Source organism: Mesorhizobium sp. M7A.T.Ca.US.000.02.2.1, from assembly GCF_003996995.1.
Lineage (GTDB): Bacteria > Pseudomonadota > Alphaproteobacteria > Rhizobiales > Rhizobiaceae > Mesorhizobium.
This window is the reverse complement of sequence record NZ_RZTT01000001.1, coordinates 1-25,576: the sequence shown is the minus strand read 5'-3', so window position 1 is coordinate 25,576 and position 25,576 is coordinate 1. Positions and strand designations below refer to the sequence as shown.

General features: G+C 61.0%; 16 protein-coding genes and 4 pseudogenes. 4 read left to right on the top strand and 16 right to left on the bottom strand.

The annotated features are described in order from the left end of the window. Position 1: 1 nt before the first annotated feature. From trbF to EOD15_RS36205, 13 genes and pseudogenes are all read right to left on the bottom strand, one after another. Complete coding sequence (gene trbF, locus EOD15_RS00095; RefSeq protein WP_126063930.1) at positions 2 to 733, bottom strand: conjugal transfer protein TrbF; 732 nt, start codon at positions 731 to 733, stop codon at positions 2 to 4. Next, positions 734 to 2,056: a P-type conjugative transfer protein TrbL gene (gene trbL / locus EOD15_RS00090; RefSeq protein WP_127317705.1), complete on the bottom strand. Its 1,323-nt coding sequence runs from the start codon at positions 2,054 to 2,056 to the stop codon at positions 734 to 736. 33 nt (positions 2,057 to 2,089) lie between these two features. Next, positions 2,090 to 2,815 carry a P-type conjugative transfer protein TrbJ gene (trbJ, locus tag EOD15_RS00085; protein ID WP_024502854.1) on the bottom strand — a complete coding sequence of 242 codons (726 nt, stop codon included), beginning with the start codon at positions 2,813 to 2,815 and terminating at the stop codon, positions 2,090 to 2,092. Further along, positions 2,812 to 5,262, bottom strand: coding sequence for a conjugal transfer protein TrbE (gene trbE / locus EOD15_RS00080; RefSeq protein WP_126057782.1), 2,451 nt, complete (start codon positions 5,260 to 5,262; stop codon positions 2,812 to 2,814). Before trbE ends, trbJ begins: the two co-directional genes overlap by 4 nt. Further along, entirely contained in the window at positions 5,256 to 5,528 is a 273-nt protein-coding gene (locus EOD15_RS00075; RefSeq protein WP_024502852.1) for a VirB3 family type IV secretion system protein, read from the bottom strand. The genes trbE and EOD15_RS00075 overlap by 7 nt, the downstream gene beginning before the upstream one ends. Then, positions 5,528 to 5,836 carry a TrbC/VirB2 family protein gene (locus EOD15_RS00070; protein ID WP_126057781.1) on the bottom strand — a complete coding sequence of 103 codons (309 nt, stop codon included), beginning with the start codon at positions 5,834 to 5,836 and terminating at the stop codon, positions 5,528 to 5,530. The genes EOD15_RS00075 and EOD15_RS00070 overlap by 1 nt, the downstream gene beginning before the upstream one ends. A gap of 12 nt (positions 5,837 to 5,848) precedes the next feature. Then, on the bottom strand, positions 5,849 to 6,817 hold the full coding sequence (trbB, locus tag EOD15_RS00065; RefSeq protein WP_024502850.1) for a P-type conjugative transfer ATPase TrbB: 969 nt from the start codon (positions 6,815 to 6,817) through the stop codon (positions 5,849 to 5,851). Next, entirely contained in the window at positions 6,814 to 7,227 is a 414-nt protein-coding gene (locus EOD15_RS00060) for a CopG family transcriptional regulator (protein WP_095488561.1), read from the bottom strand. Before EOD15_RS00060 ends, trbB begins: the two co-directional genes overlap by 4 nt. A gap of 116 nt (positions 7,228 to 7,343) precedes the next feature. Next, the gene (locus EOD15_RS00055; RefSeq protein WP_024502848.1) at positions 7,344 to 9,368 is read right to left on the bottom strand and encodes a conjugal transfer protein TraG; all 2,025 of its coding nucleotides are present in this window, start codon (positions 9,366 to 9,368) and stop codon (positions 7,344 to 7,346) included. 206 nt (positions 9,369 to 9,574) lie between these two features. Continuing rightward, the gene (locus EOD15_RS00050; protein WP_245463522.1) at positions 9,575 to 13,096 is read right to left on the bottom strand and encodes a Ulp1 family isopeptidase; all 3,522 of its coding nucleotides are present in this window, start codon (positions 13,094 to 13,096) and stop codon (positions 9,575 to 9,577) included. Between the two features lie 833 nt (positions 13,097 to 13,929). After that, positions 13,930 to 16,231, bottom strand: a pseudogene (locus EOD15_RS00045) (prolyl oligopeptidase family serine peptidase). 515 nt (positions 16,232 to 16,746) lie between these two features. Continuing rightward, a pseudogene (gene fni / locus EOD15_RS00040) lies at positions 16,747 to 17,670 on the bottom strand (type 2 isopentenyl-diphosphate Delta-isomerase); the annotation flags it as partial. Next, positions 17,659 to 17,878 (bottom strand): annotated as a pseudogene (locus EOD15_RS36205) (hypothetical protein); the annotation flags it as partial. The pseudogenes fni and EOD15_RS36205, both read right to left, overlap by 12 nt. A gap of 311 nt (positions 17,879 to 18,189) precedes the next feature. On the opposite strand from EOD15_RS36205, the gene EOD15_RS00035 reads away from it, so the two are divergent. From EOD15_RS00035 to EOD15_RS00020, 4 genes are read left to right on the top strand one after another with little or no spacing between them, the layout of a single operon-like run. Continuing rightward, positions 18,190 to 18,486 (top strand): DUF2604 domain-containing protein, encoded by a 297-nt coding sequence (locus tag EOD15_RS00035; RefSeq protein ID WP_126057779.1) that lies wholly within the window; start codon positions 18,190 to 18,192, stop codon positions 18,484 to 18,486. Next, positions 18,479 to 19,096, top strand: a complete 618-nt coding sequence (locus tag EOD15_RS00030; RefSeq protein ID WP_126057778.1) for a putative metal-binding protein — start codon at positions 18,479 to 18,481, stop codon at positions 19,094 to 19,096. The genes EOD15_RS00035 and EOD15_RS00030 overlap by 8 nt, the downstream gene beginning before the upstream one ends. Beyond that, complete coding sequence (locus tag EOD15_RS00025; protein ID WP_126057777.1) at positions 19,093 to 19,581, top strand: Mov34/MPN/PAD-1 family protein; 489 nt, start codon at positions 19,093 to 19,095, stop codon at positions 19,579 to 19,581. Before EOD15_RS00030 ends, EOD15_RS00025 begins: the two co-directional genes overlap by 4 nt. 3 nt (positions 19,582 to 19,584) lie before the next feature. After that, the gene (locus EOD15_RS00020; protein ID WP_127320520.1) at positions 19,585 to 21,114 is read left to right on the top strand and encodes an E2 ligase fold family C protein; all 1,530 of its coding nucleotides are present in this window, start codon (positions 19,585 to 19,587) and stop codon (positions 21,112 to 21,114) included. Positions 21,115 to 21,346: 232 nt separating this feature from the next. Here EOD15_RS00020 and EOD15_RS00015 read toward each other — a convergent pair whose 3' ends face one another. The 3 genes and pseudogenes from EOD15_RS00015 to EOD15_RS00005 all read right to left on the bottom strand — a co-directional run. Next, positions 21,347 to 23,461 carry a S8 family peptidase gene (locus EOD15_RS00015; protein WP_245463521.1) on the bottom strand — a complete coding sequence of 705 codons (2,115 nt, stop codon included), beginning with the start codon at positions 23,459 to 23,461 and terminating at the stop codon, positions 21,347 to 21,349. A 75-nt stretch (positions 23,462 to 23,536) separates the two neighbouring features. Then, positions 23,537 to 24,522, bottom strand: a pseudogene (locus EOD15_RS00010) (ATP-binding protein). 355 nt (positions 24,523 to 24,877) lie between these two features. Continuing rightward, the coding region (locus EOD15_RS00005; RefSeq protein ID WP_127408228.1) for a DUF3363 domain-containing protein at positions 24,878 to 25,576 on the bottom strand (699 nt) is incomplete at its 5' end.

The window sequence follows — 25,576 nt, the reverse complement described above, 5'->3', positions numbered from 1 at the left end:
TTTACCTTTCATTGGTGGACTCCGTCGGAGAAAGGGGGGCTGGGACGGCGCTGTCGAGCTCGCGTGACCAGTCAATGGCATTGATGAAGACGCCGAGCGGATTCTTGCGCAGCTGATCCGTATTGCTTGGCGAGCGGATCACGATCGTGAGGATCGCAGTCCAGCGCATCGTGCTGGCAAGGCTTCCGCGCTCAAACACCTGCTCGGTCCATTTGACCTGGAATGAACTTTCGGAGGCTCTGACCACGCTGGTGACCTGTACCGAAACACTGCGCGTTCCGATCTGACCGAAGGGGTCGTTCGCCTTGGCGTATTCGTTGAGGAAGAGCGCTGCGCGATCGCTAGCAAAGTCGTACGCTGCCAACCAGTTCTGCCGAACCAAAACCGGATCGGTGGAAACGGAACGGACATTCTGGATGAAGCGGCCGAGATGCCAGGCGATCTGAGCATCCGAGGGCTCATAATTCCGGACCGCCGGCGCGACGGCGCGCGTCTCGCCGAAGCCATCGACCTCGACGACATAAGGCACGACACGGCTTTGCATCGACTGCCATACGAGTCCGCCGGAAAGCCCGGTCGCCAAGGCCAGGCAGCCAAGGGCCATGATCCGCCAGTTCCTGGCCTGCAGTCGAGATGAGCCGATGCGCTCGTCCCACAGTTGGGCGGCTTTTTGATACGGCGTGACCGGTTCGGGTGTTTTGCCGTAACGGTGCACGGGTCGCTTGAAGAGCATCTAGTCATCCTTGTCGTTGAGAGAGGGGTTGGCGCTGCCTCCCGGCCGGTCTCCGTCTCGGACAGCTTGCATGGCAGCGTGGCGATTTGCCCGGGCGGTCTGTTCAGAACGTAGGCGCCTTGCCCACGTCGGCGCCGAAACAGTGGCCGAACCGGCAGAGCGTTCGGTCATTGACGCTGTCGGCGCGCCGCCGGTCGCGGTCCACGCGGCATCGCGCCCGGCATCGGCGTTGCGCCCAACACTTGCAGTGGCGGATCGCGCTATGCGTATAGCGGCGCCGCCAGCTGCACTGGTTACACCATGCATTCCAGCAGCCACACCGGAGAGGCCAGCGTCGGGCGAGGTTGCGCGCCCGATCTGCCATGACGTGGAAGCAGCCGATCCCATTGTTGTGCCGGCTCGGATGGCGGCGAGACCGCCGCTGGTTGCCATACGCGCGCCAGCAAATGCTGTGCCTCCAGCAACGAGTGATACACCCGCTGCCGCCGCGGTCGTGCCGAGGGCGGCGCCCGCCCCAAGCTGCGGTGCGCCTGAGACGAGACCCGACGCGATCCCCGGCCCAAAAATGCCAAGGCCAAGCAGTGCCAGTGCGCCCAGTACCTGGGACATGGCACCGGCAAGATCCGGCTCCTTGCCTTGCAATGCGGAAGCGAACTCCCCGAAGAGCGTGGAGCCGATACCGACAATGACGGCGAGCACCATCACCTTGATGCCTGACGAGATAACATGGCCGAGCACGCGTTCGGCCAGGAACGCTGAACGGTTCCAAAGTGCGAATGGAACCAAAACAAAACCTGCCAGCGTGGCGAGCTTGAACTCTAGGATGGTGATGAAAAGCTGGATGGAAAGGATGAAGAAGGCGATGATAACCAGGAACCAGGCCATCAGCAGCACGAAGATGGTCAGTGCGTTGCCGAAGATTTCCGGGAAGCCCAGGAGCTGACTGGCTTGGTCAAGCATTGGCCAAGCACCTTCGAAACCGGTCGCGGCAATGCGGCCCGGGCGCAAGAGATTGTCTGCCGACAGATTGCCGGCCGACGCCTTAATCCCGAGACCGGCAAAAGAACGATAAACGATATCGGCGAGGTTCTTGAAATTGTTCAGAATGAAGGCGAAGACGCCAACATAGAGCACCTTGCGGACAAGCCGGCCGAGAACGCTGGTTTCGTCGCCGAGCGCCCACGCCAGGCCGGCAAGTGTGATGTCAATGCCGATCAGAATGGTAGTGAGGAAGGCGAGGTCGCCCGATAGCAGACCGAACCCGCTGTCGATGTAGCGGATGAAGGTCTCCATGAAGCGATCGATGACGCCAAGGTCGTTCATGCCGCTGCCTTTCTCGTCGTGATGAACTCGTGATTAATTGCCGGGATAAGCCGAGCCGGTACCCAAGAACCGCTTCGTCATCTCGCGGGCGGCTTCGTCTGACTGGGCCTTGCGGGCGGCATCCTCGGCCTCAGCTCGAAACTGCGTTGCGAGCAGCGTCTGGATCTGCATCTGCTGTTTTGTCGAAAGCGCCATCAGCTGGTTGGTGGCCTGGCTTGCCTGAAGCGCACCGGCCGCCCCTTGGCTGCGGTTGACGAGATCGGCGAGCAGATCGCCGTCGGCGCGGACGTTCTCGACGATTTGCGACTGGACACCCATGGTCTGGCGGAACGCCTGCATGGCGGTTTGCCAACGCTCCCGCGCAGCACTCGCCACATCGCTGACTTTGATCGTGGCGTCGTAGCTTTCCGGATATTGGCTGCGCCACTGGTCTTGAAGCTTGCCCAGATCAAAGCTGAGGCCACTCGCCTGGTCCATCAAGCCGTCGATGCGATGGAGTGAACCGGTGAGTTGGCCAACGGAAGAGAAATCCAGACGCTGAAGATTGCGCGCCATGTTCTGCAGCATGGTCGCCTGATTCTGCAGCGACTGGATCTGGTTGTTGATCTGCTCCAATGCGCGCGCGGCCGTCAGCACGTTCTGCGCATAATTGGACGGATCGAACACGATAAGGGCGTAGGCGGGCTGCACATAGTCGGCCATAGGCTTGGCGATCAGGGAAACGGTGATCAGGCCGGAGAGAAGGCGTCGCCGCATCATGAGAATTGCTCCTTGTCTGGTTGAGGGAATTGCTTGAGAAGTTCGCCGGCCCAATCGAGGCCGCGCGCGATCAGGAACTGCGAGGCAAAGCTGCCTTGCCCGTCTTCGGACATGATCCTGTCGATCAGAGTCTGCGTGGCCGGATCGGAAGCACCGCAAAGCGCAAGAGCGATGGGGCCAAGCTCGAGCTCGAACAGACGGTTGCCGCGGCGCGATTGCAGATAATACTGACGCTTCGGCGTGGCGCGGGCGATCAATTCGATCTGCCGCTCGCTTAAACCGAAGCGCTCGTAGGCTGTGCGCGCCTGGGGTTCCACGGCACGATCATTGGGAAGGAAAATGCGCTGCGGGCAGCTTTCGATGATTGCCGGCGCTATGCCAGAGCCCGCGATATCAGCCAGCGACTGCGTAGCGAAGACAACCGACACGTTCTTCTTTCGCAGCACCTTCAGCCATTCGCGGATGCGGGCGGCGAACAGCGGATTGTCGAGATAGACCCACGCCTCGTCGAGCATGATCAGCGTGGGCCGTCCGTCGAACCGTTCCTCAAGTCGCTGGAACAGATAGGTAAGCACCGGCAGCAAAGCGCCTTGGCTGTGCATTAACTCCTCGGTCTCGAAACACTGCACATCCGACAAGGCCAGCCCATCATGATCGGCATCGAGCAGGCGGCCGAAGGGACCGTCGAGCGTGTAGGGCATCAATGCGGTCTTCAGCGCATTGGATTGAAGCAGGACCGAAAGACCGGTCAGTGTGCGTTCCTGCGCCGGCGCGGTGGCAAGGCTGGCCAGCGCTGACCAAATAGCCTCCTTCACCTCCGGCGTGACGGTGACGTTCTCGTGGGCAACAAGGCTGGCGATCCATTCGGCCGCCCAGCTTCGGCTAGCCTGGTCGTTGATGCTGCGCAGTGGCTGAAAGGCAAGGGAACCGTCCGCTCCTAGCGCGTGGTGTTCTCCACCCATGGCAAGTGTTGCAGCACGGGCCGAATTGCCTTTGTCGAAGACATAAACCTGGGCGCCGGCATAGCGCCTGAACTGCAGAGCAATCAGAGCAAGCAGAACCGACTTGCCGGCGCCGGTCGGACCAACAACCAGCATGTGGCCGACATCTTCGACGTGGGTGGAAAGCCGAAACGGTGTCGACCCACTGGTCTCGGCAACGAAAAGCGGTGGCGCTTCGGTTTGGGTGACTTTCGCGAGATGCTCGTTTGTCGCAGGACCGGCCCAAACCGACGACAGCGGCATGAGATGGGCAAGGTTCAATGTATGAACGAGCGGTTGGCGAACGTTAGCGTAGACATGGCCAGGCAATGAGCCGAGCCAAGCCTCGACCGCATTGACGCCTTCTCGGATCGTGGTGAAGCCGAGCCCATTGATGATGCGCTCGACCGCGCGAAGCTTCTCTGCAGCGGCTTGGCGATCCTCGCCCCACACGGTCACGGTGGTGGTGAGATAGCCGAAACTCACATGATCACCGCCCAATGCCTGAAGGGCTTCGTCGGCATCGAGCGCCTTGTTGTCGGCATCGTTATCGACAAGCGGGACCGGCTCGTTGGTAATGACCTCGCGTAGGATTGCCACGATCGATTTGCGCTTGGCAAACCACTGCCGGCGCAATCGCGTCAGCGTCTTCGTGGCTTCCGTTTTCTCGAGCGGAATGAAGCGCGTCATCCAGCGATAGGCGAAATCCTGATGATTGAGGGTATCGAGGATTCCGGGCCGGGTGAGGTTCGGAAAGCCGAGGATGGTCAGTGTGCGAAGATGCTGCTCACCCAGCATCGGCTCCAGGCCACCGGTAAGCGGCGCATCGACCAGGATTGCATCCAGATATATCGGCGTTTCTGGGGCCATGATAGGATGGCGACGAGGCGAAATCGTGCCGTGGAGGTAGGTCAACGTCTGAGCATCATCGAGGACGCGTACTTCGGACATGAAACCCGAGAAGAGATCGAGCACGCGGTTGGTCTCGTCACGGAACCTCGCCAGATCCTGGCGCCAGTCTCTTTCTCCTCGGGAATAATGAGAGTCGACGAGCGCGCTTTCTGCGCGCGCCTGGGCGTCCGGCGGTGGCATAAACACCAAGGTCAGATGATAGCGGCTCTCGTAGTGCGCTACCTTCCCCTCGAAAGCAGCGCGGCGTTCTTCGTCGACCAGCCACGACGCGGCGTCAGGAAAATGCGAGTTCGGATAGCCCAGCGCTTCTGTGCGCTCGGCCTCAAAGAACAATGCCCAGCCAGAGCCAAGGCGTCTGAGAGCATTGTTCGCCCGGGCGCAAATGCCGACGAGTTCAGCCTCCGTCGCACTTTCGAGATCCGGGCCGCGGAACCGCAACGTCCGCTGAAAGCTGCCGTCCTTGTTGAGCACGATGCCGGGCGCCACCAAGGCAGCCCAGGGTAGATGGTCGGCAAGCCGGTCGGCTTTGCTTCGATATTCCGAAAGGTTCAGCATGCAAGCCACCCCTTCAGACGTAGGTGGCGCACAAGCACGCTGGCGAAGTCCGGATCGCGTCTTGCGGCAAACACCGCTAACGAGTGGCCTGCGATCCAAAGCACCAGACCAGCAATCCATTGCTGCAAGCCGAAGCCAATGGCCGCGGCCACTGTACCGTTGAGGATCGCCACCGCGCGCGGAGCCCCGCCGAGCAGGATCGGCTCGGTCAGCGCCCGGTGGACCGGTACTGCGAAGCCCTCGATATGCTGCTCCCCGGCGGCCATCAGACGAGCGCCCCACCACCGAAGGAGAAGAAGGAGAGGAAGAAGCTCGATGCCGCGAAGGCGATTGACAGACCGAAGACGATCTGAATCAGGCGCCGAAAACCACCGGCGGTGTCGCCGAAGGCAAGCGTCAGGCCGGTGGTGATAATGATGATCACCGCAACGATCTTGGCGACCGGTCCCTGCACGGACTCCAGGATCTGCTGCAGCGGCTGCTCCCACGGCATGCCGGAGCCGGCGGCATAAACCGGGGCCGTGTTAAGAAACGCGAGCGCTGTGGACGAAAGAAAGCGAAGCTTCTTGCGCATGAGGAAGGCCTTTCAAAGCTGCTGGAGTTGCGAAAGCGTGAGCGGGGCAACGGCGTAATCGCCGCTGCCGTCGAGACCGGTGACCTCGGCGATTGCGTCGATGTGGCGCGACGAGCCGCGTCCCGCTATGAAGACGATCAGATCTATCGCCTCAGCGATGAGCCGGCGGGGAACGGTGACCACCGCTTCCTGGGCGAGTTGCTCAATGCGATAGAGAGCCGAGCGCGCGGAATTGGCGTGTACGGTAGCGATGCCGCCTGGGTGCCCGGTGTTCCATGCCTTCAGCATGTCGAGCGCTTCCGCGCCCCTCACCTCGCCCACGATGATGCGGTCCGGCCTGAGCCTCAGCGTCGAGCGCACGAGATCGGCAAGGGTGACCGAGCCCCGCCTTGTTCTCAGGGCAACGCAGTCCCTGGCCGCGCACTGCAGTTCGCGTGTGTCCTCGATCAGGATCACCCGATCGTCGCATTCGGCGACTTCAGCAAGCAGAGCGTTGGCGAGTGTTGTCTTCCCCGAGGAAGTGCCGCCGGCGATCAGCATGTTGCGCCGCTCGCGGACGGCCTTTTTCAGCGCATCGGCCTGCAGCGGCAGCATGATGCGTTCGGCAACATAGTCGGCCAGGGTGTAGACTTTCGCGGCGGGCTTGCGGATGGCAAAACATGGCGCCAACACCACAGGTGGCAGCAGGCCTTCGAAGCGTTCGCCAGACGGCAATTCGGCACTGACGATCGGGTTGTCGGCGTGCGCCTCGGCGCGCACGTGCGAAGCAACCAGGCGGATGATACGTTCTGCCTCGGACGGGTGCATGTGAACGTCGGTATCGACCCGACCTTCGCCTAACCGGTCGAGTCGCAGCGCGCCGTCGGGATTGACCATCACCTCGATGACGGACGGATCGGCCAGGGCTTCGGTGATTGCCGGACCCATGGCGGTGCGCAGCATGACACGCCGCCGGTGGTCGGCCTCGGGATGAGAGCTCATCCTTCCCCTCCCCCACCATTGTCTTTGCTAAGCGACTTTTTGCCGGAAGCGATCTGGCGGCCGACCTTCTCAACGAATTTCTCGAAACGCTCTTGGGCAATAGCCTGCGTTGCCCGATCCGGGACCGGCGTGTGGGCGTGAAGGGTGATCGAAAAGCGGATGAAGAGCGCCAGGCTCTCCAGGATCACCTCGGAATCGCGCCTGACGTGGGCAAGATCGCGGGAGAGCCGGTCAAGCCTTACGCCGTAGCGCCGATCGAACTCGCTCTCGCCACGCCGCTCGATGAACGCCTCGATCGCCTTCGCCACGATCGCTGATTTGGTCGTTGACGGATCGCGACTGAGGTTGTCCAGTTTCTCGCTGAGCTCCGGCTCAAGCAGAAACTGATGGCGAATGCGGTGCGGCTTCATGCGGCTCGTTCCGACGGCCCGGCGTTGCGCCGGCGACGGGAGAAGCATCGGCCAGACGCTCAAAATTGCTTATGGCCGTTATCTACGCTGAGGTGCGCTCTGCAACTCAGCGGACTTCAGAAGCCGGGAATGACATCGTCGCCCCTGCCCTCGTTGATACCGTAGGCGCGGGCCGCAGTGGAAATCCGATCCATGACACGCTTGTCCGCGAGCGCTTCGCTGTCATCGTCTGCGGGCTTGTACAGATCGGCCTGATCGGGCTCTTGAGAGACAACAACGTCTTCTTCGGGCAGGCTTGGATGGCGTTGCTGCTGAACGCCTCCCTCGTCTTCAACTGGCGCGTCGGCGCTTTCCTCGTCCGCAGCAAGTCGGCTATCGACGCTGCACACTTGTCCAGTCCAGCCGTCCGGGCGTGATGCAGGGCAGTCCGCATAGGGTCCGTCGTGCAGCACCGGCGCAGGCAGCACCCGATCTGTGAAATTCTGATCCTGATAATAGCGCAGCTTCTTGGCGCGGATCGGCGGCAACCCAGAAACCAGGACCAATTCGTCTGACGGCGGCAATTGCATCACCTCGCCTGGCGTCAGGAGCGGGCGCGCGGTTTCCTGGCGGCTCACCATGACATGTGAAAGCCAGGGCGCAAGCCGATGGCCCGCATAGTTGCGCATCGACCTAAGTTCGGTTGCGGTGCCGAGGGCATCCGAGATGCGCTTGGCCGTGCGTTCGTCATTGGAGGAAAAGGCAATTCGCACGTGGCAATTGTCGAGAATAGCATTGTTCTCGCCATAGGCCTTTGAAACCTGGTTCAAAGATTGTGCGATCAGATAGGAGCGAATGCCATAACCTGCCATGAAGGCGAGCGCCGTTTCGAAGAAGTCGAGGCGACCGAGCGCCGGAAACTCGTCCAGCATCATGAGCAGCTGATGCTTACGGCTCTTCTTCGGGTCCCCCTCCAGACGCTCCGTCAACCGCCTGCCGATCTGGTTCAAGATCAGTCGCACCAAAGGCTTGGTGCGCGAGATATCCGAAGGCGGCACGACCAGATAGAGCGACAGCGGTCGCTCTCCATCCACTAGGTCAGCGATGCGCCAGTCGCAGGACGAAGTGGCCGCCGCGACCGTTGGATCACGATAAAGCCCAAGAAAGGACATGGCGGTCGAGAGGACGCCTGAGCGCTCGTTTTCCGACTTGTTCAGGAGTTCGCGAGCCGCCGAGGCCACTACGGGATGGACCTGAGGGTTATGCCCCGTCCCGAGATGGTTTGTCGTCATCATCCGCCGTAGCGTTGCGGCAAACGAGCGTTGCGGGTCCGACAGGAAGGTGGCGACGCGGGCTAGCGTCTTGTCCTCTTCAGCGTAGAGCACGTGCAAAATGGCGCCAACTAGGAGTGAATGGCTGGTCTTCTCCCAGTGGTTCCGTCGCTCCAGCGCGCCCTCGGGATCGACGAGGATGTCGGCGATGTTTTGAACGTCCCGGATCTCATCTGGGCCTTTGCGCACCTCCAGCAGCGGGTTGTAGCGTGCCGATCTCGGGTCGGTCGGATTGAACAGAAGGCAGTACGAGAATTTCGACCGCCAGCCGGAGGTCAACTGCCAATTTTCGCCTTTTATATCATGAATGATGGCAGACCCGGTCCAGGAAAGTAGCGTTGGAACAACCAGCCCCACGCCCTTGCCCGAACGCGTCGGCGCAAATGCCATGACGTGCTCCGGGCCGTCATGGCGCAGATAGCGATCGTTCAGCCTACCGAGGAAAACGCCCGCCGGCCGTAACAACCCTGCCGTCTCGACCTCATGAGTCGTGGCCCACCGTGAAGACCCATAGGTCGTAACCGACCCGCGCTGTCGCGCGCGCAAAAGCGAGCCTGCGATTGCGGCGGCACAGCCCAGGAATCCGCTGGCGCCTGCAAGCGTACCGGCTTTGTCGAAGACCTCCGGCGCATAAGCATCGAAGTGGAACCACCATTCAAACAGCTTCCACGGCTTGTAGATTGGCCAGCCGGCGAAGAGAAACCATGGTGCGCCGAGAGGCGTCTGGTAGGTCAGCATTTGAGCGCACCATTGGGTTGCCGTCCATACGCCGATAATGACAATTGCGCACACAACGGCGATCTGCCCGATCAGTAGCTTCGTAGGTGTCATCGGCTTGGCCCGCTGAACAACGCGACCTAGCATCGCGCGGTGCAGCCGGGACAGGAATGTTCCTCACATACGATTTGGGAGCAATGAACGACTTCCTACTATGCAGGTCGGTCAGCACGCGTGTTGCGCCTTCACGCGACACCATCCTCTCCATTCACCCTGAGGCCCGGCGCCGCCGACAGTTGCGTGACCGCTCCTCCGCAAAGTTATCTTCTGCGTTCAGGGAGCCAGGGCGCCTGGGCTGGCTGATGAACACCGTCCGCTCGCGCATGTGGGGTCGAATTGATTTGTGCCCAAGTGGAGGCAGGCTCATCATTCAACAGTTGCCGCAGTTCCCCTGGCTCGAACGCCATCATTGGTGGGGAGGCAGGCTCGTCTTCCAACAGTTGCCGCAGTTCCCCTGGCTCGAACGCCATCATCGGTGGGGAAGCGGGTTCATCCTCCAACAGTTGCCGCAGTTCCCCTGGCTCGAACGCCATCATCGATGGGGAAGCGGGTTCATCCTCCAACAGCTGCCGCAGTTCCCCTGGCTCGAACGCCATCATCGATGGGGAAGCGGGTTCATCCTCCAACAGCTGCCGCAGTTCCCCTGGCTCGAACGCCATCATTGGTGGGGAGGCAGGCTCGTCTTCCAACAGTTGCCGCAGTTCCCCTGACTCGAACGCCATCATTGGTGGGGAGTCAGGCTCGTCTTCCAACAGTTGCCGCAGTTCCCCTGGCTCGAATGCCATCATCGGTGGGGAGGCGGGTTCATCCTCCAGCAGCTGCCGCGGCTCTTCCTCGTGCGGCAAGCGCCTCCTTAGCCGGTCTTGCAGCGCCTGCCGATCGGCAACGAGGTTGTCGAGGGGCAGCGGCTCGTGGTCTGGCCGCTGCCCTTTCACCAATCGTTCAACCAGCGCCCACGTGCCCTCCAGGACAAATACGCCGCAATCATAATGGTTCGTCTGTCTGGCCATGGGGGCTGGCGCCAAGGTAGCATTCAGCAGTCCTGCGAGCTGTTTTGCAGGCACGTCGTTATATCCCTCTCGCTGGAGGGAGTCGTAGTGATAGGCGAACCGCCTTTCGGGGTCGCGGCGATCAACGAGCAGCAGCGACCAATGGGTGCCGGGGCTAGTAGCCGTGCCATTATTCACTGGCAAGAACAGGAAGTCGGCTGTGGCGTTGTTTTGATTATAGATGGACTGCAATATGCCTCGAGCGTCTTGCGGCGACGTGTGTCGCAGTAGATGGGATACGGAAGGATCCACCAGCCGAGTCCGGGCAGCGAGCGCCGGATTGATCCCCTGCAGTTGCCGCTCCAGCAAATTGTAATCTCTCTGGACATGGGCGTCGCTCAGCCATTCGGCGGCGCCGAGCACCCGCCCCGTTGCAACGTTGGACGGGGCTGTCGGATCGAGCGCCCCGATCTGAGCCCCAGAGGAACTGGTCGTCAGTGTGGTCACATCAACCAGTGGAAGGCCGCGGTAGGTGCCTGGCAGCTTAGCGGTTGCTGGCGAGGCGGGTTGGGGAGCTCTTGCCGGTGCCGCTGGCCCAGCTTCAGCAGCGGCCCCAACGCGCCTGGTGACTGCGTCTGCCGGATGAGCAGCAAGGACAGTTTCGCGCCCGAGCACAATGCGCGGCAGGATATCCCGGAGGTGAGCCAATGCAGAACCGATACTTAGTCTATTACCATAGGAGACAGCCTTGAAGCTCTCAACATCTTTATCCAGCGATTTGTCGTGAATCCGAGCGGCAATCCCAGGCTTGTTATTTTGACGCAGATACTGGCTAAAATGTCTAAGAAAATTTGTATAGCCGCCCACGGTATCTGGATTCCGTCCGGTCGCAGGCGCTGCCAGGTACTCCTTGGTCGAAGCGGCTCTGTAATCTCTAATGAGCTCGGCATCGTCAGGATAGGGGATCACGAGAGGGCGACCCATAATCGGGGCTCCGCTTGTCGACTTCTTGAGGTAACGCAGTGCGCCAGCCACGGTGGAGGAACCACCCGTACTCTCATACTCTTTGAGATCCTGATCCAGCGACGAATGGTAAAGCCGAGCAGCAAACCCTGGCTTGTTGTTTTGAAGGAGCCACCGACTAAAGCCGAAAAGAGAATTTACATTGAAAGTGACCGTGTTCGCGCTGGCCTTACCCGCGTGGAATGCTGCCCTCAGCCCTTCGATAGCGGTCGCATCGTTGGAATAGACAGGACGCTTGTCGGAACCGTTGGGGACTACAATTGGACGATCCGGCTGCACTGTCGAGGGCATCGAACCACCAGCTCCGGGATGCGGTGCTGGGGTGGATTCGTGTTCATCCCTCTGCCTGACGAGCTGCGCCTCAGATTCCGGTGTAGCCACCTTATGAGGATCCTGCATCGGTTCGATCCCCTCCATCTCCTGCTGCAACCAAGCCAAAGCTTGGCGAGCGGCGGCTTCATCAACCGCGGAGGATGTCTCCACACCTCTGGCGGACGCCGGCAGAGCCTGCTCCGCCCGCCGTCGAAAGAGCTCTGGCGAGGCGGATTTCTCCGCCCACAATCTGGGCTGCGTAGCGAGTCCCCGTCCAGATTTATGTGGCACCGCCTCGCTTGGCAGCGGGCTGCTCCTGTCCCGTGCAGCTACCAGCCCCTCCGGGGCGCCCTGGTCGCCGTGGCGCCAGTTCAAGTGAGGGACGGCCTCTCCAAAGTCGGGTGCTTGGTGTTGGTGCGCGGTTGGGGCGAGAGACAATGGTAGATCGGTGCCCTCCTTATAACCTACCGGCAGGAGCTCCTCTGGCCAATCGAATCCCTGCTGTGGTGCGGTATGCTGAGCAGCGTCGCCACGGGGACGAGCCTCCATGCTGACCGCGTTTTCCAGATGACTCCCGAGTATAACGCGCGGCGGGTGCTTGCGGATATAAACCAGTGCAGATTCGATCGGAGCTCCACGAGTAGAGGAGGCGGCCTTGTAGCTCTCAACATCTTTATCCAGCGATTCATCGTAAATCCGGCCCGCAATCCCGAGCTTGTCATTTTGACGTAGGTAATGACTGAAATGGTTAAGAGCAGTTGCGTAGCCGCTCGCGGATCTGAAATGTCTAGTGAGCGCGGCGTCGTCAGGATGGGGGTTCAGGACAGCGCGACCCACAATCGGGGCGGCTCCGCCTATCGGCTTCATCAGTTGACGCAGTGCGCCAGCCACTGTGGAGGAACCACCCCTACTCTCGTACTCCTCGAGATCCTGGCTCAGCGACGGATGGTAAAGCCGAGCAGCAAACCCTGGCTTTTTGTTTTGAAAGAGCCAACGACTAAAGCCGAAAAGAGAATTTGCGCTGCGAGTGACCGTGTCCGGCCTGGCTTTACCCGCAAGGAGTGCAGACTTCAGCCCTTCGATGGCGGTGGCATCGTTGGAATAAACAGGACGCTTGTCGGCACCGTCGGGGGCCACAATTGGACGATCCGGCTGCACTGTCGAGGGCATCGACCCATCGAGATGCGGCGCTGGGGTGTATTCGTGCTCATCCCCCTGCATCGCGAGCTGCGCCTCCCGTTCCGATGTACCCACCTGATGGGCAGGGAGTTGCATCATCGCGCGAGCGCCTGAGTCACCAACCTGACCTGGTTGCCGCTCAGTCACAGCATGCTGCAGATTGCTTTGGATCCTCTGCCTCTTCGTTGGTCTCAACTCACCTTTGCCATGCGAGCCATTGACGAGGACATCCTCGCCTGGTGCACTCATCAACTCATCCGCCGCCTGCAATTCGCCCAAGTGCTGCTCAAAACCGGCTTGGCCGGCTTGTCCGCTTGCTCGTGCGGTACGGCGTGCTGCACCTGCAGCCAAGCTGCTACGATGAATGTCCAGTTTGTACGGGTGCACGCTAGCCTCACTTCCACAGATCACATGAGCAACCTACTCAGGCAAGCTTTCGAAAGGCTGACGAGGTCCGCCGCCGCGGAAGGCGAAGGCTGGTTTTCTGCTCAGCGGTTGACGGCCTAGCGTGTTGCGGCCGCGCCGGGTATCACGCCAATCAATCTGAATAGTCGATGCGTCAAACGAACCAGGATAGGATTTTCGTAGCGGGGCTGCTCTACTCACTCTTGTCCTGAGGTAGAATTCAACCATATCGCCGAGCAACTGGATGCCGATTGGATACCCGATCCGGAAAGCTTCAGCTCATATGTGACGCGAGGATGAGAATCGTGGCAGCTCCAGACCGACGGGCTGCCACCCACAGCGGCGATGACCGACGAGGGTCTTCTATTGCCAAGGTAATCGTCCGTTCGGGGACCTATGTGTTCCTATGCTCGTCGAGCGGATCGGGTGGGCCGCACCGCCGTAGCGTTACGGCGAGCGGAAGCGGCGTTGGGTGCGGCTTTTCCCCTGAACGCTTCACACCAGGCTGATAGGGGATCTTGCAATCGCACACACGCGGTCTGCAGGCGTGCCTATCAAGCAGTTTGCTCAGACCAACGTCGCGGCGAGCCTATCCTCAATACGCAGCGCAAGTCCTAGACTCCACGATCGTCCTTCGGTGCAGATTTGCTCGCGCCTCGCCCTGATTACAGCCGATAAGGCGAGCTAACAATTGCAAGAGCCACAAGCTACTCCAGCTCGATCGGTTTGCTGTTCCAGTCGGGCGGGGTCTGACCGAGAATGTTGCGAACGAAGAAGTCTAGGAGTTTGCGCTCGGTGTAGGTGCCTAGAGTATGGTGATTGGCACCAGGAACGTAGACCATGTCAAAATCTTTTCCTGCCTTGATGAGTCGATCGGCAAGCTGGAACGAGCAAAACGGATCGACATTATCATCCATTTCGCCGACCGCGATCATCAGCTTGCCCTGCAGCCTGTGAGCATTGTCAACGGCGGAGGATTGCGAATATTCAATGCCGACCGGCCACCCCATCCACAGTTCATTCCACCAGGTCTTGTCTATCCTGTTGTCGAAGCAGCCGTTTTTGGCGACGGCGACCTTGTAGAAATCGGGGTGAAAGAGCAGCGCGCTGACTGCACTCTGGCCGCCGGCGGATGCGCCAAAAATGCCGACGTTGGATATGTCGTACCATGGATATTGCGCGGCCGCCGCCTTGTGCCACAGAATGCGATCGGGAAATCCTGCGTCCTTCAGATTCTTCCAAGCAACATCATGGAAGGCGCGGGAGCGGTTGTTGGTGCCCATGCCGTCGATCTGAGCAACGACGAAGCCCAGCTGCGTGAGCGGCTCTGTCCACCGCGAGAAGGATTTTGGGACGAAGGAGCCGTGGGGTCCAGCATAGATATTCTCCACAACCGGGTATTTCTTCGTCGGGTCGAAGTTGGAGGTGGAGCACGCCCCAGATGTCAGTTTTGCCGTCGCGCCCCTTGGAATGGAAACTGAGCGGCGGCTGCCAGCCTGCGGCGACGAGCTCGGAAATGTCGGCCGTCTCGATCTGCTGGAGCTTGGCATTGTCGCTGGCGCGGTAGAGTGCCATGCGCGGGGGCAGATCGATGCGTGACCAGAGATCGACATAATAGCGCCTGTCAGGCGAGAACTCGATATGGTGGTTGGCCGGTTCGGGCGTCAGTGCAGTCAGTCCCTTGCCGTCAAAGCCGATGCGGTAAGCATGGACCCAATAGGGGTCCTCCTGCGAGTTCATCCCGCTCGCCTCGAACCAGATCTGACGCTTCACCGGATCGACATGGTTGACCCTCCGGACGACCCACTCACCTCGGGTGATCTGGTTTTCGAGCGCGCCTGTCCGGCCGTTGAAAAGATACAAATGCTCATACCCGTCGCGCTCTGATGCCCAGATGATCTCCTTCCCGTCATCGACATCGTAACGGAAGATTTTTCCGGCATCCTCCTGGCCATGCCCCAGCGGCAAATAATCCACGAATGTCTCGCTGGTCTCATCGATCAGGGAGCGCCCGCGGCCCGAGGCGGCGTCTACCTCGACCAAGCGATAGAGCTGATGCCCGCGCTGGTTATATTCGAAAGTGAAGCCGCGGCTGTCCGCCCACCACCGGAGAGGGGAAAGTTCGAAGACGTTCGAGAAGAGGGCACCGTCAATCACGATCTGGCGCCGGCCGGCAATGTCGAACAGGACTGGCTGGGGCAGCGGAAGGACATCGCCCGGCCTGGGATAGAATATTGTTGAATATTCCCGCTCCAACTGGTCCGTCGATGAATTGAGGTAGCGGACCTCTCGCCTATAGCCGGGGCGAACAAGGTAAGCGGCGAGGTGGCGCGAGTCCGGCGACCAGCTCAGCGTCGAAAAGACGTAGCAATTGCCTTCGGCTCCGTCCCGGCTCAGAGGAACATCCTGCAATCCGTCCTCGCTGCGCAGGAAAACGTTGCAGTTCTTGATATAGGCGATCCATTTGCCGTCGGGCGACGCGTTGCTCTTGTCGGGGTTGTTCTCCGCTGGCGGCGTGTAGCGGTGGCTGAGCTCCCTACGGTCCCCTTTCCTTGCATCGAATGTGGTGCTGGTACAGTCATAGCTTGCAAGGTCGCAGCTCCACCGGGTGTCTTCAATCTGGAAGTCGAGCCTGCGACCATCCTCACTCAGTTCGAAACGGTCGAACGGAAGATTGCCGGCTTGATAGCTCTCATGGCTCACCTTGTTTAGCGCTGCCGCCAGACGCGCCTGATCGAAAGCGGGCCGCTTGAAACCCGTGGCAGCATCGACCTGCATGAACTGCTGCTCGCCGTGGCTAGTCCGGCGGTAGACGAAGGCTTCACCCCCGGTCAGCCAGAAAGGCATTTTGGGGACATTGACAGTGAGCCCGCCATATCGATCGTTGATCGTAAGTGCGCGCTTGAAATCGGCCGGCGCTAGCGTCGGGTGTAAACTTTTCGAACCCTTGGCCAGCGTCTGAGTTGCCGATCGCCATGCCGCGCGCGTCAAAGCGCCGATCCTGGACATACCTGTTCACTTCTTTCGGTTTTCGGAATGCTAATTTTGAAGTTGGGTTCTCGTCGCCGGTCTGCAGCAGCGCCGAGCGTCGCCTTGGAGGAGAGCCAGCACGCGGGTGCAGCCAGGCACGCGCAACAGGGGCGCTCCTTGGACATCCAGGCACTGGTTCGGGTGCCGATTGAAGAGTTGGCGTCCGTCGCCGAAACAACCAGGAAAGAGCGTCCATGCAGCCCTGACGCGACTATTTCCCCGCGAGTATGGCCGCTTGCTTTTCTGCATCATCTGAAAGGTCCTGCTCTAGTCGGGCCGGATGTCACCCCGGCAGATTGTGCTATTTCGACAATCTCCGAGCGATTGCCGCCGGCCCATGACGAGGTTTACCGATAGGGCGCAATATGCGTGCCAAAGGAAAAGCGGTTTAATACACGGCAATCCGCCTATGTCGCATCCCCAACATCGTCGCACACCGGACAATGCCGGACGATATTGTCCCGGGGCGTCAAATTGGTTTGATGGTGACCCAACAACTGGCGGATGACGATCTCGAAATGCGCGACAACGGCCTCGGTGGACACTGTCGCCGCGCCCAGCACGCTGGCCGCCTGCCCGGCGATGTCCGCGCCCAGGCGGATGGCCTTGGCCACGTCGACGCCATCGCGGATCCCGCCCGACGCGATCAGCTTCACCGTTGGCAGCGCCCGACGCACCGCCTGCACGCTGGTCAGGGTGGGAATCCCCCAATTGGCGAATGACATCGCCACTGCACGGTCGGCGGCATTGCGGGCGCGCTCGCCCTCCACTGCGGCCCAACTGGTGCCGCCGGCGCCGGCGACATCGATTACCGCCACGCCCGCCTCGACGAGCGCACAGGCCACCGAGGCGGACAGGCCGCCCCCACTTCCTTGGCCACGATCGGCACGCCCACGATGCGCGCGGCGCCAGCGATCAGCGCCAGGACGCCGCGCCAGTCGCGGTCGCCCTCCCGGCTGTACCGCTTCCTGCAGCGGATTGAGATGGACGATGAGCCCATCGGCCTCCAGCGCGTCCACCGCGCGACGCGCCAGGTCCAGGCCGTCGGCCTCCCGCAGTTGCGCGGCGCCGATATTGGCCAGCAAGGGAATGTCTGGCGCCAGGCGGCGCAGCGCGCGCGTTAGCCCCTGGGAGTTACGGGATTGCAGGCTCACACGCTGCGAACCGCACATGGCGATCTGCAAGGCTTGCGCTGCCTCGCTCAAATGCCGGTTGATGGCCTCGGCCCGTGGCATGCCGCCGGCCATAGAGCTGATCAGCAGCGGCGCGCGCATAGCCTTGCCCAGCAGCGAGGCGCGCAGGTCGATCTGCGTCAGGTCCAACTCGGGCAGTGCGCAGTGTTCGAAATGGATGTACTCCCAGCCAGCGGCCACCGTGGCCGGCGCCGTTCGCCGATCCAGCACCAGCGAAGCGCGCAGCTGAGCGCAGCCCTCGAATCCGGAGAGAACGCACGGTACGCCGTGCCCCAGCGCCTGCTCCACGGCGGCGAGCTGCTCCGGCGCGATCAGGCCAACGTCGTTGCAATCGTCTAGCCAGAACAGCAGCGCCAGTTCGCGATAGAACGCCACGATCAGCGTTTTTTCGGGCGCTGGTGTCGCGCAGGCTCGGGTGAATGCGTTGCAGGATTGGGGGACGCGTGACGCAGTCAAAGCTCCCCTTGCCAAGCACGGAGCAGGCGAGTGAGAGAGCAGATGAATAGGCGTGTCGCCAATATTTTCGCATTGCTCTAATCGATTATAGTTGTGAGGAGCAATTTGAGACCATTTACTTGCGGCTCAAGTCACCCATAAAAGAAGGCAAGCACCGATTCGGTAGCTTATCCCCTGTCTTTCGCGTACTCGCGGCCGTGGCGCCGGGTGAACGATTGAAGACCGCCGGTCTCACTCGCAGGTGGGCGCCAGGGCGTGGGACGGTTGGCAAGCCACAGGAGTAGGACAATGTCGAAGGATTCGGGTAAGGGCGATAATCACGGCGGCGGGCCGGGCAAGATCGAGATCACGATGGTGGTGAACGGCCAGCCCACGCAGGTCGAAGCCAATCCCAACCAGCCGCTTCACGTCATTCGTACCAAAGCCCTTGAGAACACGCAGAATGTCGCCCAACCAGCCGAGAATTGGGAATTGAAGGATGAGGCCGGCAACTTGCTCGACGTCGACAAGAAGCTTGGCGATTTCGGTTTCCCGAATACTGTGACCCTGTTCCTCAGCCTGAAGGCGGGCGTCGCAGGTGCCTAAACCCCAAAGTGTGGATCCGGAGGTCTCCCGAGCGAAGTTTGATCGGGAGATCGGCCGGTTCCGGCCATATGCTGATGTCTATCGGGCTCAGGGCTGCTTCTTGATCGAGGCGACCTTTCCGCGCGCTTTCTTCATTTTCGCAAGCCTCAAGTTAAAACCACGGGTGATCAGCGCAGCGAGCGAGGTCGACTTCACCGACTACGACTTAAGACCACCGTCCGTGGTCTTCGTCGATCCGTTTACGCGTCATCCGATTGCCCGGAAAGATCTATACCTGAAAATGCTTAGACGTCCGCCGCTGCCCGGAACGCCGCCGGAGATGATAGGAGCTCTCATCCAGCAGAACGCCGTGCCGCTGACGGACTTCATCCAGGCCAACAGTCCCGAGGACGAACCATTCCTGTGCATGGCGGGCGTCCGGGAATACCACGACAATCCAGCCCATTCAGGTGATCCATGGCTACTTCATCGGGGTTCTGGCGAAGGCTGTTTGGCCTTCATCCTGGACAAGATCATCAAGTACGGAATCATTCCTATAGAGCAGTTGCAGATTCAACTCCCACCGGCAATCGTAGGAATGGTGGTATCCCCTCAGGCGATACAAGAATGACTGGTTTGAGAGATGTAACGATCGTGACTCTCCCGCGCGGCTGCATCTCGACCACGCATGGGCATCTGCGCTCAGTTGGTCGCGAAGGCAATGAGGGGATGGCGCTCTGGGTCGGCGTTCAGCAAGACCGGCACTTTGCCGTAACAGAGACGGTTATCCCGGCGCAGCGTCACATTCGGACAAACGATGGCGTTTGCGTGATCGTTGCGGCCGAAGAACTGCACCGGCTCAATGTCTGGCTCTACAAAAGCGGCCTGAAACTCTTGGCCCAGATTCACAGCCATCCGGGCCGCGCCTACCATTCGACGACGGACGACGCTTATGCGGTTGCTACCACGGTTGGGTGTCTGTCGCTGGTAGTGCCGAATTTCGCCCGCGAGCCTTTCGATTTTGCTCGGGTCGCCGCCTATCGGCTTGACGAAAAGGCCAAATGGAATGCGCTCCCTCCCGCGGCACTGTCGCGAATGATCATGATATCGAGTTGAACAATGGCATTCGCTAACTTCATCGATCGTGCCGCCACGGCGGCATCTCAGGTCCTGGCCGATTTTCATCTGGGAGACTTCAAAGCAGCTCTTGAAAAGCAGGTCGTGGCAGTCGCCTTCGACCATCAGGCCGCTTCCTGCGCCGAAGGCCAGGCGACACTAGATCTTGCGGTGAGATTGCTCGCTAGGCTCTACCCGGTTCTGGCGATACTCCCGCTGGACAGCGCGGCGAGCTCTCAAGCCCAAGCGCTGGAGCGCTTGGCAAAGTCGATCAATCCAAAAGTCGGCATCCGGCGTTCCGGCAAGTCTGCCACCGTCTGCGTCGTTGCAGGGGTAACGCGCCCATCACTCCGGTGCCCGATCTTTTTCGTGGGATCGGACGGTTGGGCGGCAAAGCTGTCGCGTACGGACCCGGTGGGCTCTGGCCCAAGTCTGCTGCCTTTTGGAGCTGGCGCCGCCAGTTGCTTCGGCGCCGCCAACGTCTTTCGAACTATCTTCGCCGCCCAGTTGACCGGCGCCGAGTTGGACGAAACCATCGACCTCTCGCTATGCAGCTACGACAAGACCAAAGCCGGGGAGGCTGGCCCGATCGACTTCCCAGTCGACCTTGGCGAAACCCACCTCGTTGGGCTCGGTGCGATAGGCCATGGCTCGCTTTGGGCGCTAGCGAGACAACCCGATCTCAAGGGTCGTCTGCATGTAATCGATCACGAAGCGATCGAACTCTCAAACCTGCAGCGCTACGCATTGGCCGGCCAGGCGGAGATTGGTATGTCCAAGGCGGTTCTTGCAGCCACCGCCCTTAGATCGACTGGCCTTGAGGTCGAGGCGCACCCTCTGACGTGGGCAGAATATGTTGCGCGCCGGGGCAATTGGGTCTTAGACCAAGTGGGTGTGGCGCTTGACACCGCCGCCGACCGTCTGGCTGTCCAAGGTGCACTGCCGCGATGGATCGCAAACGCTTGGACGCAGGAGCACGATCTCGGTATCTCCCGGCATGGTTTCGATGACGGCCAGGCTTGCCTTTGTTGCATGTACCTGCCATCCGGAAAATCCAAGGACGAGCACCAGCTGATTGCCGAGGAACTCGGAATACCGGAAGCACACGAGCAGGTGAAAACGCTCCTGCAGACAAATGCCGGAGTTCCCAACGACTTTGTAGTTCGCGTGGCTACAGCGATGGCTGTGCCGTTTGAACCGCTAGCCCCGTTTGTCGGCCAGCCCCTGCGCTCCTTTTATCAGCAGGCTATCTGCGGCGGTCTGGTGTTCCAGCTTAGCGAAGGAAGTCGCCGCGTTCGAACTGTGGTTCCGATGGCCTTTCAGTCGGTGCTTGCCGGGATTATGCTTGCCGCGGATTTGGTCAAGCATAGTGCGGGGTTTCCCATGAGCCCGACGACGAGCACTCGGGTGAATCTTCTGCGCCCCCTTGGCTCTCACTTGCACGATCCGAAGGCCAAGGACTCCAGCGGCCGCTGCATCTGTAGCGACGACGATTTCATTGCCGCTTACAGGCGCAAATACGGAGCGCGTTGATCAGGTAAGCGATGTCTCGGCCGCCTAAGCAGACGCGCACCTCTCCGTAGACGCAGGGGGCGCGGCTTGTGGGCGTGACCATGGGCGCCATTATGACACGCTTGGCCCGCTCCTTTGCCGGCCTATCGTCCTCCGCGCATGATCCCGTGCCGACGTGATGATCCAGCACCAGCCGCCATGGCACCAGAGGCTGGTCAAACCTCCGTTGTTGGCCGGTTTGGACAGTGCTGCATCAGGTCTCGACCGACGTCTCGACAGTCAGGGCTGCTTCGACGGGTGTGAAGATGTCAACATCGACCCCAGGCGCCCGAATCGTCACAATCAGGGCGTACCGAGCCAGAGCGTCGACGCGTTCCAGGTAAGGCTTCTCCTTCCACCAGCCCCCGACCGGGAACACGCCGATCGCGTCACGCTCGGCGAGATCGGCGGCGCTGCCCGACCAGAAATCGGCGTGCAACGAGCCGCGATCGCGGAAGGTGCCGAGCAGCCACTCTTCTCCGCCTCCAGCAGGCGCCCCTTCCTCCTCGTCCCGAGCGGCCTGATTGATGCGGGCTCGGAATTCGTCGACTGTCTCGGTCGCTGACTTTACTCTGAACCGAAGACCATGGGACGCGTAACGATGCCGGCGGGTCCATCCGCGTTCACCGGGGTTGGGTTCGATGAAATAGGACAGCGTGACGCGGAGCTCGACCTGGGCAGCGCCGAGCGCCGCGAGCTGCTCCTTCGGCCAAGGCAGGCGATGCAGCTTCATGTCACGCGTTTTGGCAGCCGCGCCGCCCTCGCGCTGGAAAGGCTGAAGCTCATCTTCAACGATAAGCGTGAGGTCGTTCACCGTTGACAGAAGCGCGCGCCCAAGATCTGGCACGCCGTAACCATAGCGCCGCACGAGCGCCTGGATCTCGCCCTTCGCTCCGTTGCACGCATCGATGCGTGCGCGCATCGCCGGAGTCCATTCGGCCGAGTGGACGATCAGGGCGCGAACCGATTCAGGCCACAGCTCGGGGCGCGCTGATAGAATTAGTCCCGCCATCCGTGCGGCATGGGCCGTTGCCGCGCTCGTATCTCCGAGGGTGGTGGAGTGGCGCAGTTCGGGTCGACAGAAAGTGGTCAATATCTGCAGATCGTCGATCGGCTCGCCGGGCAACACACCGTCATGGGCGAGATTGCCGCCTTCGAAGACGACCTCGGGCTTCACCGGCCACTGCCTGTCCCAAACGACCGAAGTGCGACTGCGCGGCGAGAGCTCGCCGACCGGCGCGATCGGAGCGTAGCCCGAAAAGTCGGTGTCAATGATATCGACCTTTTCTGTGAAAGCGCCGACCGTCAGCGCATTCCAGGCCTGAGAAGGATCATCGACTGCTTCCAGATCGTTGCGCGTCAAATGCTCGGCCGGCATGAGGTCATCGCCGATGTTGCCGGCAGAGAGAACGATCAAGCGTCGCTGTTCCTCTTCGAAACAGAGTTGGTCGATAGCGGCAGACCACGATGTGGGCCTTCCACGCGCCGGACTGGCGCTTGTCACAGCCATTGCGATCGCGCGGCGGCGCTCCGGCGCCTGCACCTCGGCGCGGGCGATCGCTTCCGCGGTGATCGCGCCATAGAGTTCTGGATCGTTTGCCTCGTCTTCTGGCGGAAGGATACGAACACTCTCCAGCCGAAAGGGCAATGGAACTGGATCGCCTCCGACCAGGAGCGGGACCAGATCACCGTACAGGCCGACACCTGCCATTCGCGTCCCGTGGCCGCTCCACGCAGGTGTGTCGTCGCTGCCCCATGCCGGTTTGACGGTGTGCCAGTCTTCAACGGCAAGTGCGGGTTCGATCAACGGGTGGGTGCGACGCACGCCGCTGTCGAGAATGCAGACCGCAATATCGGATTGAGGCGGTCTGACGCGCCCGAGAAGCTCGTCGCTCCAGTCCCTTTGCTCCGCGCCGCCAAGGCCCAGGAAGAAGGACGGCGTATCCTTCGCGCGCCGCAGCTCGGCGACGACATCGCTGTGCGCAATCATGCGGTCGAGCATTGCCGTGCTGGCGAGGGCCAGCATGACCACCCGCTCCGGAAACCTGACCGCATGCGTGCGCAAAGTGATGTTCAGGGCTTCGGCAATGTGCTCGAAGTTCTCGCGGCGACCGTCGCGCAGCCAGACTTCCCACCACACCTGCTCGTCAGCGGCCTGGGGGAAGAGGTCGTCGTGGTCGGTAAACAACGATCGTGCAGTCGCCAGCCTGACTGTCTCCATGCGGGAGACGAGCGGCTCGTTGCGCGGTCTGCCGCGGTCAGTATCAACGTCTCGATACGCCTCGACTTTCCGCAAATAATAGGCTTGCGCGCTTTGCGGCAGGAACACCGACGCTGTGATGGCGAAGGTGGATATGGGCGCGGTCGCGCGGAAAATCGTCTGCCATTATGATCTGTGCTGTCGCTACTCAAACAGCGACGCCTGCCGGCGTTCCTTCAGAGCGTCGATGAGCGCTTCCGAGGTGATCCGCTTCCCCCCCGCAATATGATGGTTTTTGCAGCGTCGTCGGCCGCGCGCGTGATCTCGGCCTGCGACAGTCTCTCTGCCTGAGAGATCGCCTCGTTCCAGGCAAGCCCTCTGGTGTCGAAGCGGTCGAGTCGAGCCCGAAGCAGCGCCTCTATAATCGGCCGATCGGGCACGGCGTATTCGATGACATCGTCGAAACGGCGGAACAAAGCTCTGTCGAGCAGCTCGGGATGATTTGTTGCCGCAATAATCAGGCTGTGGCTGTCGTCTTGCTCGAGAAACTGCAGAAACGAATTCAGCACGCGCCGAATCTCGCCAACATCCTGGCGTTCGCCTCGACGCGCGCCGATGGCATCGAATTCGTCAAAGAAGTAGACGCCCCGCGTCGCCTGCATTGCATCAAAAACAAGCCGCAGCTTTCCGGCAGTCTCTCCCATGAACTTGGTGATCAAACCATCGAGGACGATCGTGAAAAGGGGCAGATGAAGCTCCCCGGCCAATGCCGATGCGGTCATCGTCTTGCCTGATCCTGGCGGGCCGACCAGAAGCAGTTTGCGACGGGGAACAAGCCCGTGCTCGCGCAAGCTTGCTTGTTGGCGCTGCTCTCCCAGCACGCGGTGCAGGCGCGAGCGCAGACTGTCCGGCAAAATCATGTCGGTCAGTCGCAGGTCCGGATAGCGCACATGCAGGAGCCCTGCGAGCTCGCCCTTTGGCTGAAAAAGGGGAACCGGCCGACTGCTCTTGACAATCCGGGCGTCCCTGCTCTTGGCTGCGTCGACCAGATCCTTGAGCTCCTGAGCAAGCTTACCATGGCCTTGACGTGCCTCATGCGCAGCAAGCTGCATCGCGATAGAGAGGAAACGATCCTCGTCGCCGGCAATGTGGCTTTTAAGCAGCGTCACGATATGGCGGGCCGTGGTCATGGCTCTCTTCTGGGGTATCCGTTTACTTGGCGAAGCGCATGCAACCTAAACGCTTTCAACGGCGATTTGTATCGCGCAATGGTGTTTTTTCTCTTGTCGATGTTCGCCCGTGGCAACTTCAGCGGTGAACTGTTGCGCCGCGGTCATAGGCCAGCCGGAATAACGCCGGCCAGCAGACAACAGTCCGCCATCTTCGAGCGCTCGAAGTCTGGCCACTCACGCAGCGTGTCGGGTCCGAACGCTCCAAAGCCGCCCCGCCTGGCAGGTCCATGCGACCGATTGCGGGCTGCGGCCATAAGGTCTACGCGGGGTCGCATGGCTGCCCGCGCCGCTGGCTAAAAAGCTGTACACCATCTCACGAAACACCAGGTCCGCTCCTTTGCCGGCCGACGGTCCATGAAATCCCCTCCCCACTCACGACACCGGAGACCTCCTTGCCCACATGGCGCTCAAGCACCGGCCGCCATGGCACCAGCGTGAATTCGCGCGACTTCTCAACGACGGCACATTTTCCGCTGGCAAGCTCGACGGAGCGGCGGAGCGTACCCTCTACTCGTCCTCCGGATCGCGCTTCGGCATAGGGCAGGCCAAGTTCCTCCGACAGTTGGCCAGCAACACGGTTCAGTTCTCGCTGGCGCAGGATCGAAAGCATGTTGGCTCGATAGACGATCCCATCCTGTTCTTCATGCGCGAGGCCTTGCGCGATCAGCCACTGCCGCCGGCGAGCTTGCGCCTCTCTCACGTCGCGGCCGAAGCCGGATCCGTGCAAAGGCTCGGGTCTATCGGCAACCAGCTCCCGGTCGAGCCAGGTGGCGCCGTTGAAGCTGACCTGTCGCTCCAGCGCCATTGAGGAGAGCTTGTCGGCAACGACAGGCTCGGCCCTGGCCCGCTGGCCCTCATAATTCGCGACGCGATCGAGATGGTCCGGCGCGATGAGCCAGGTGCCGTTCGGCTCTCGCTCGACGCCGCCGGTCGCGCGGCGGATCGCCTCCAGCCGCCGCACATGCGTTCGCGCAAAGCTCTCGGTGGCGGATGGGTCATGCTTCAGGTGCAT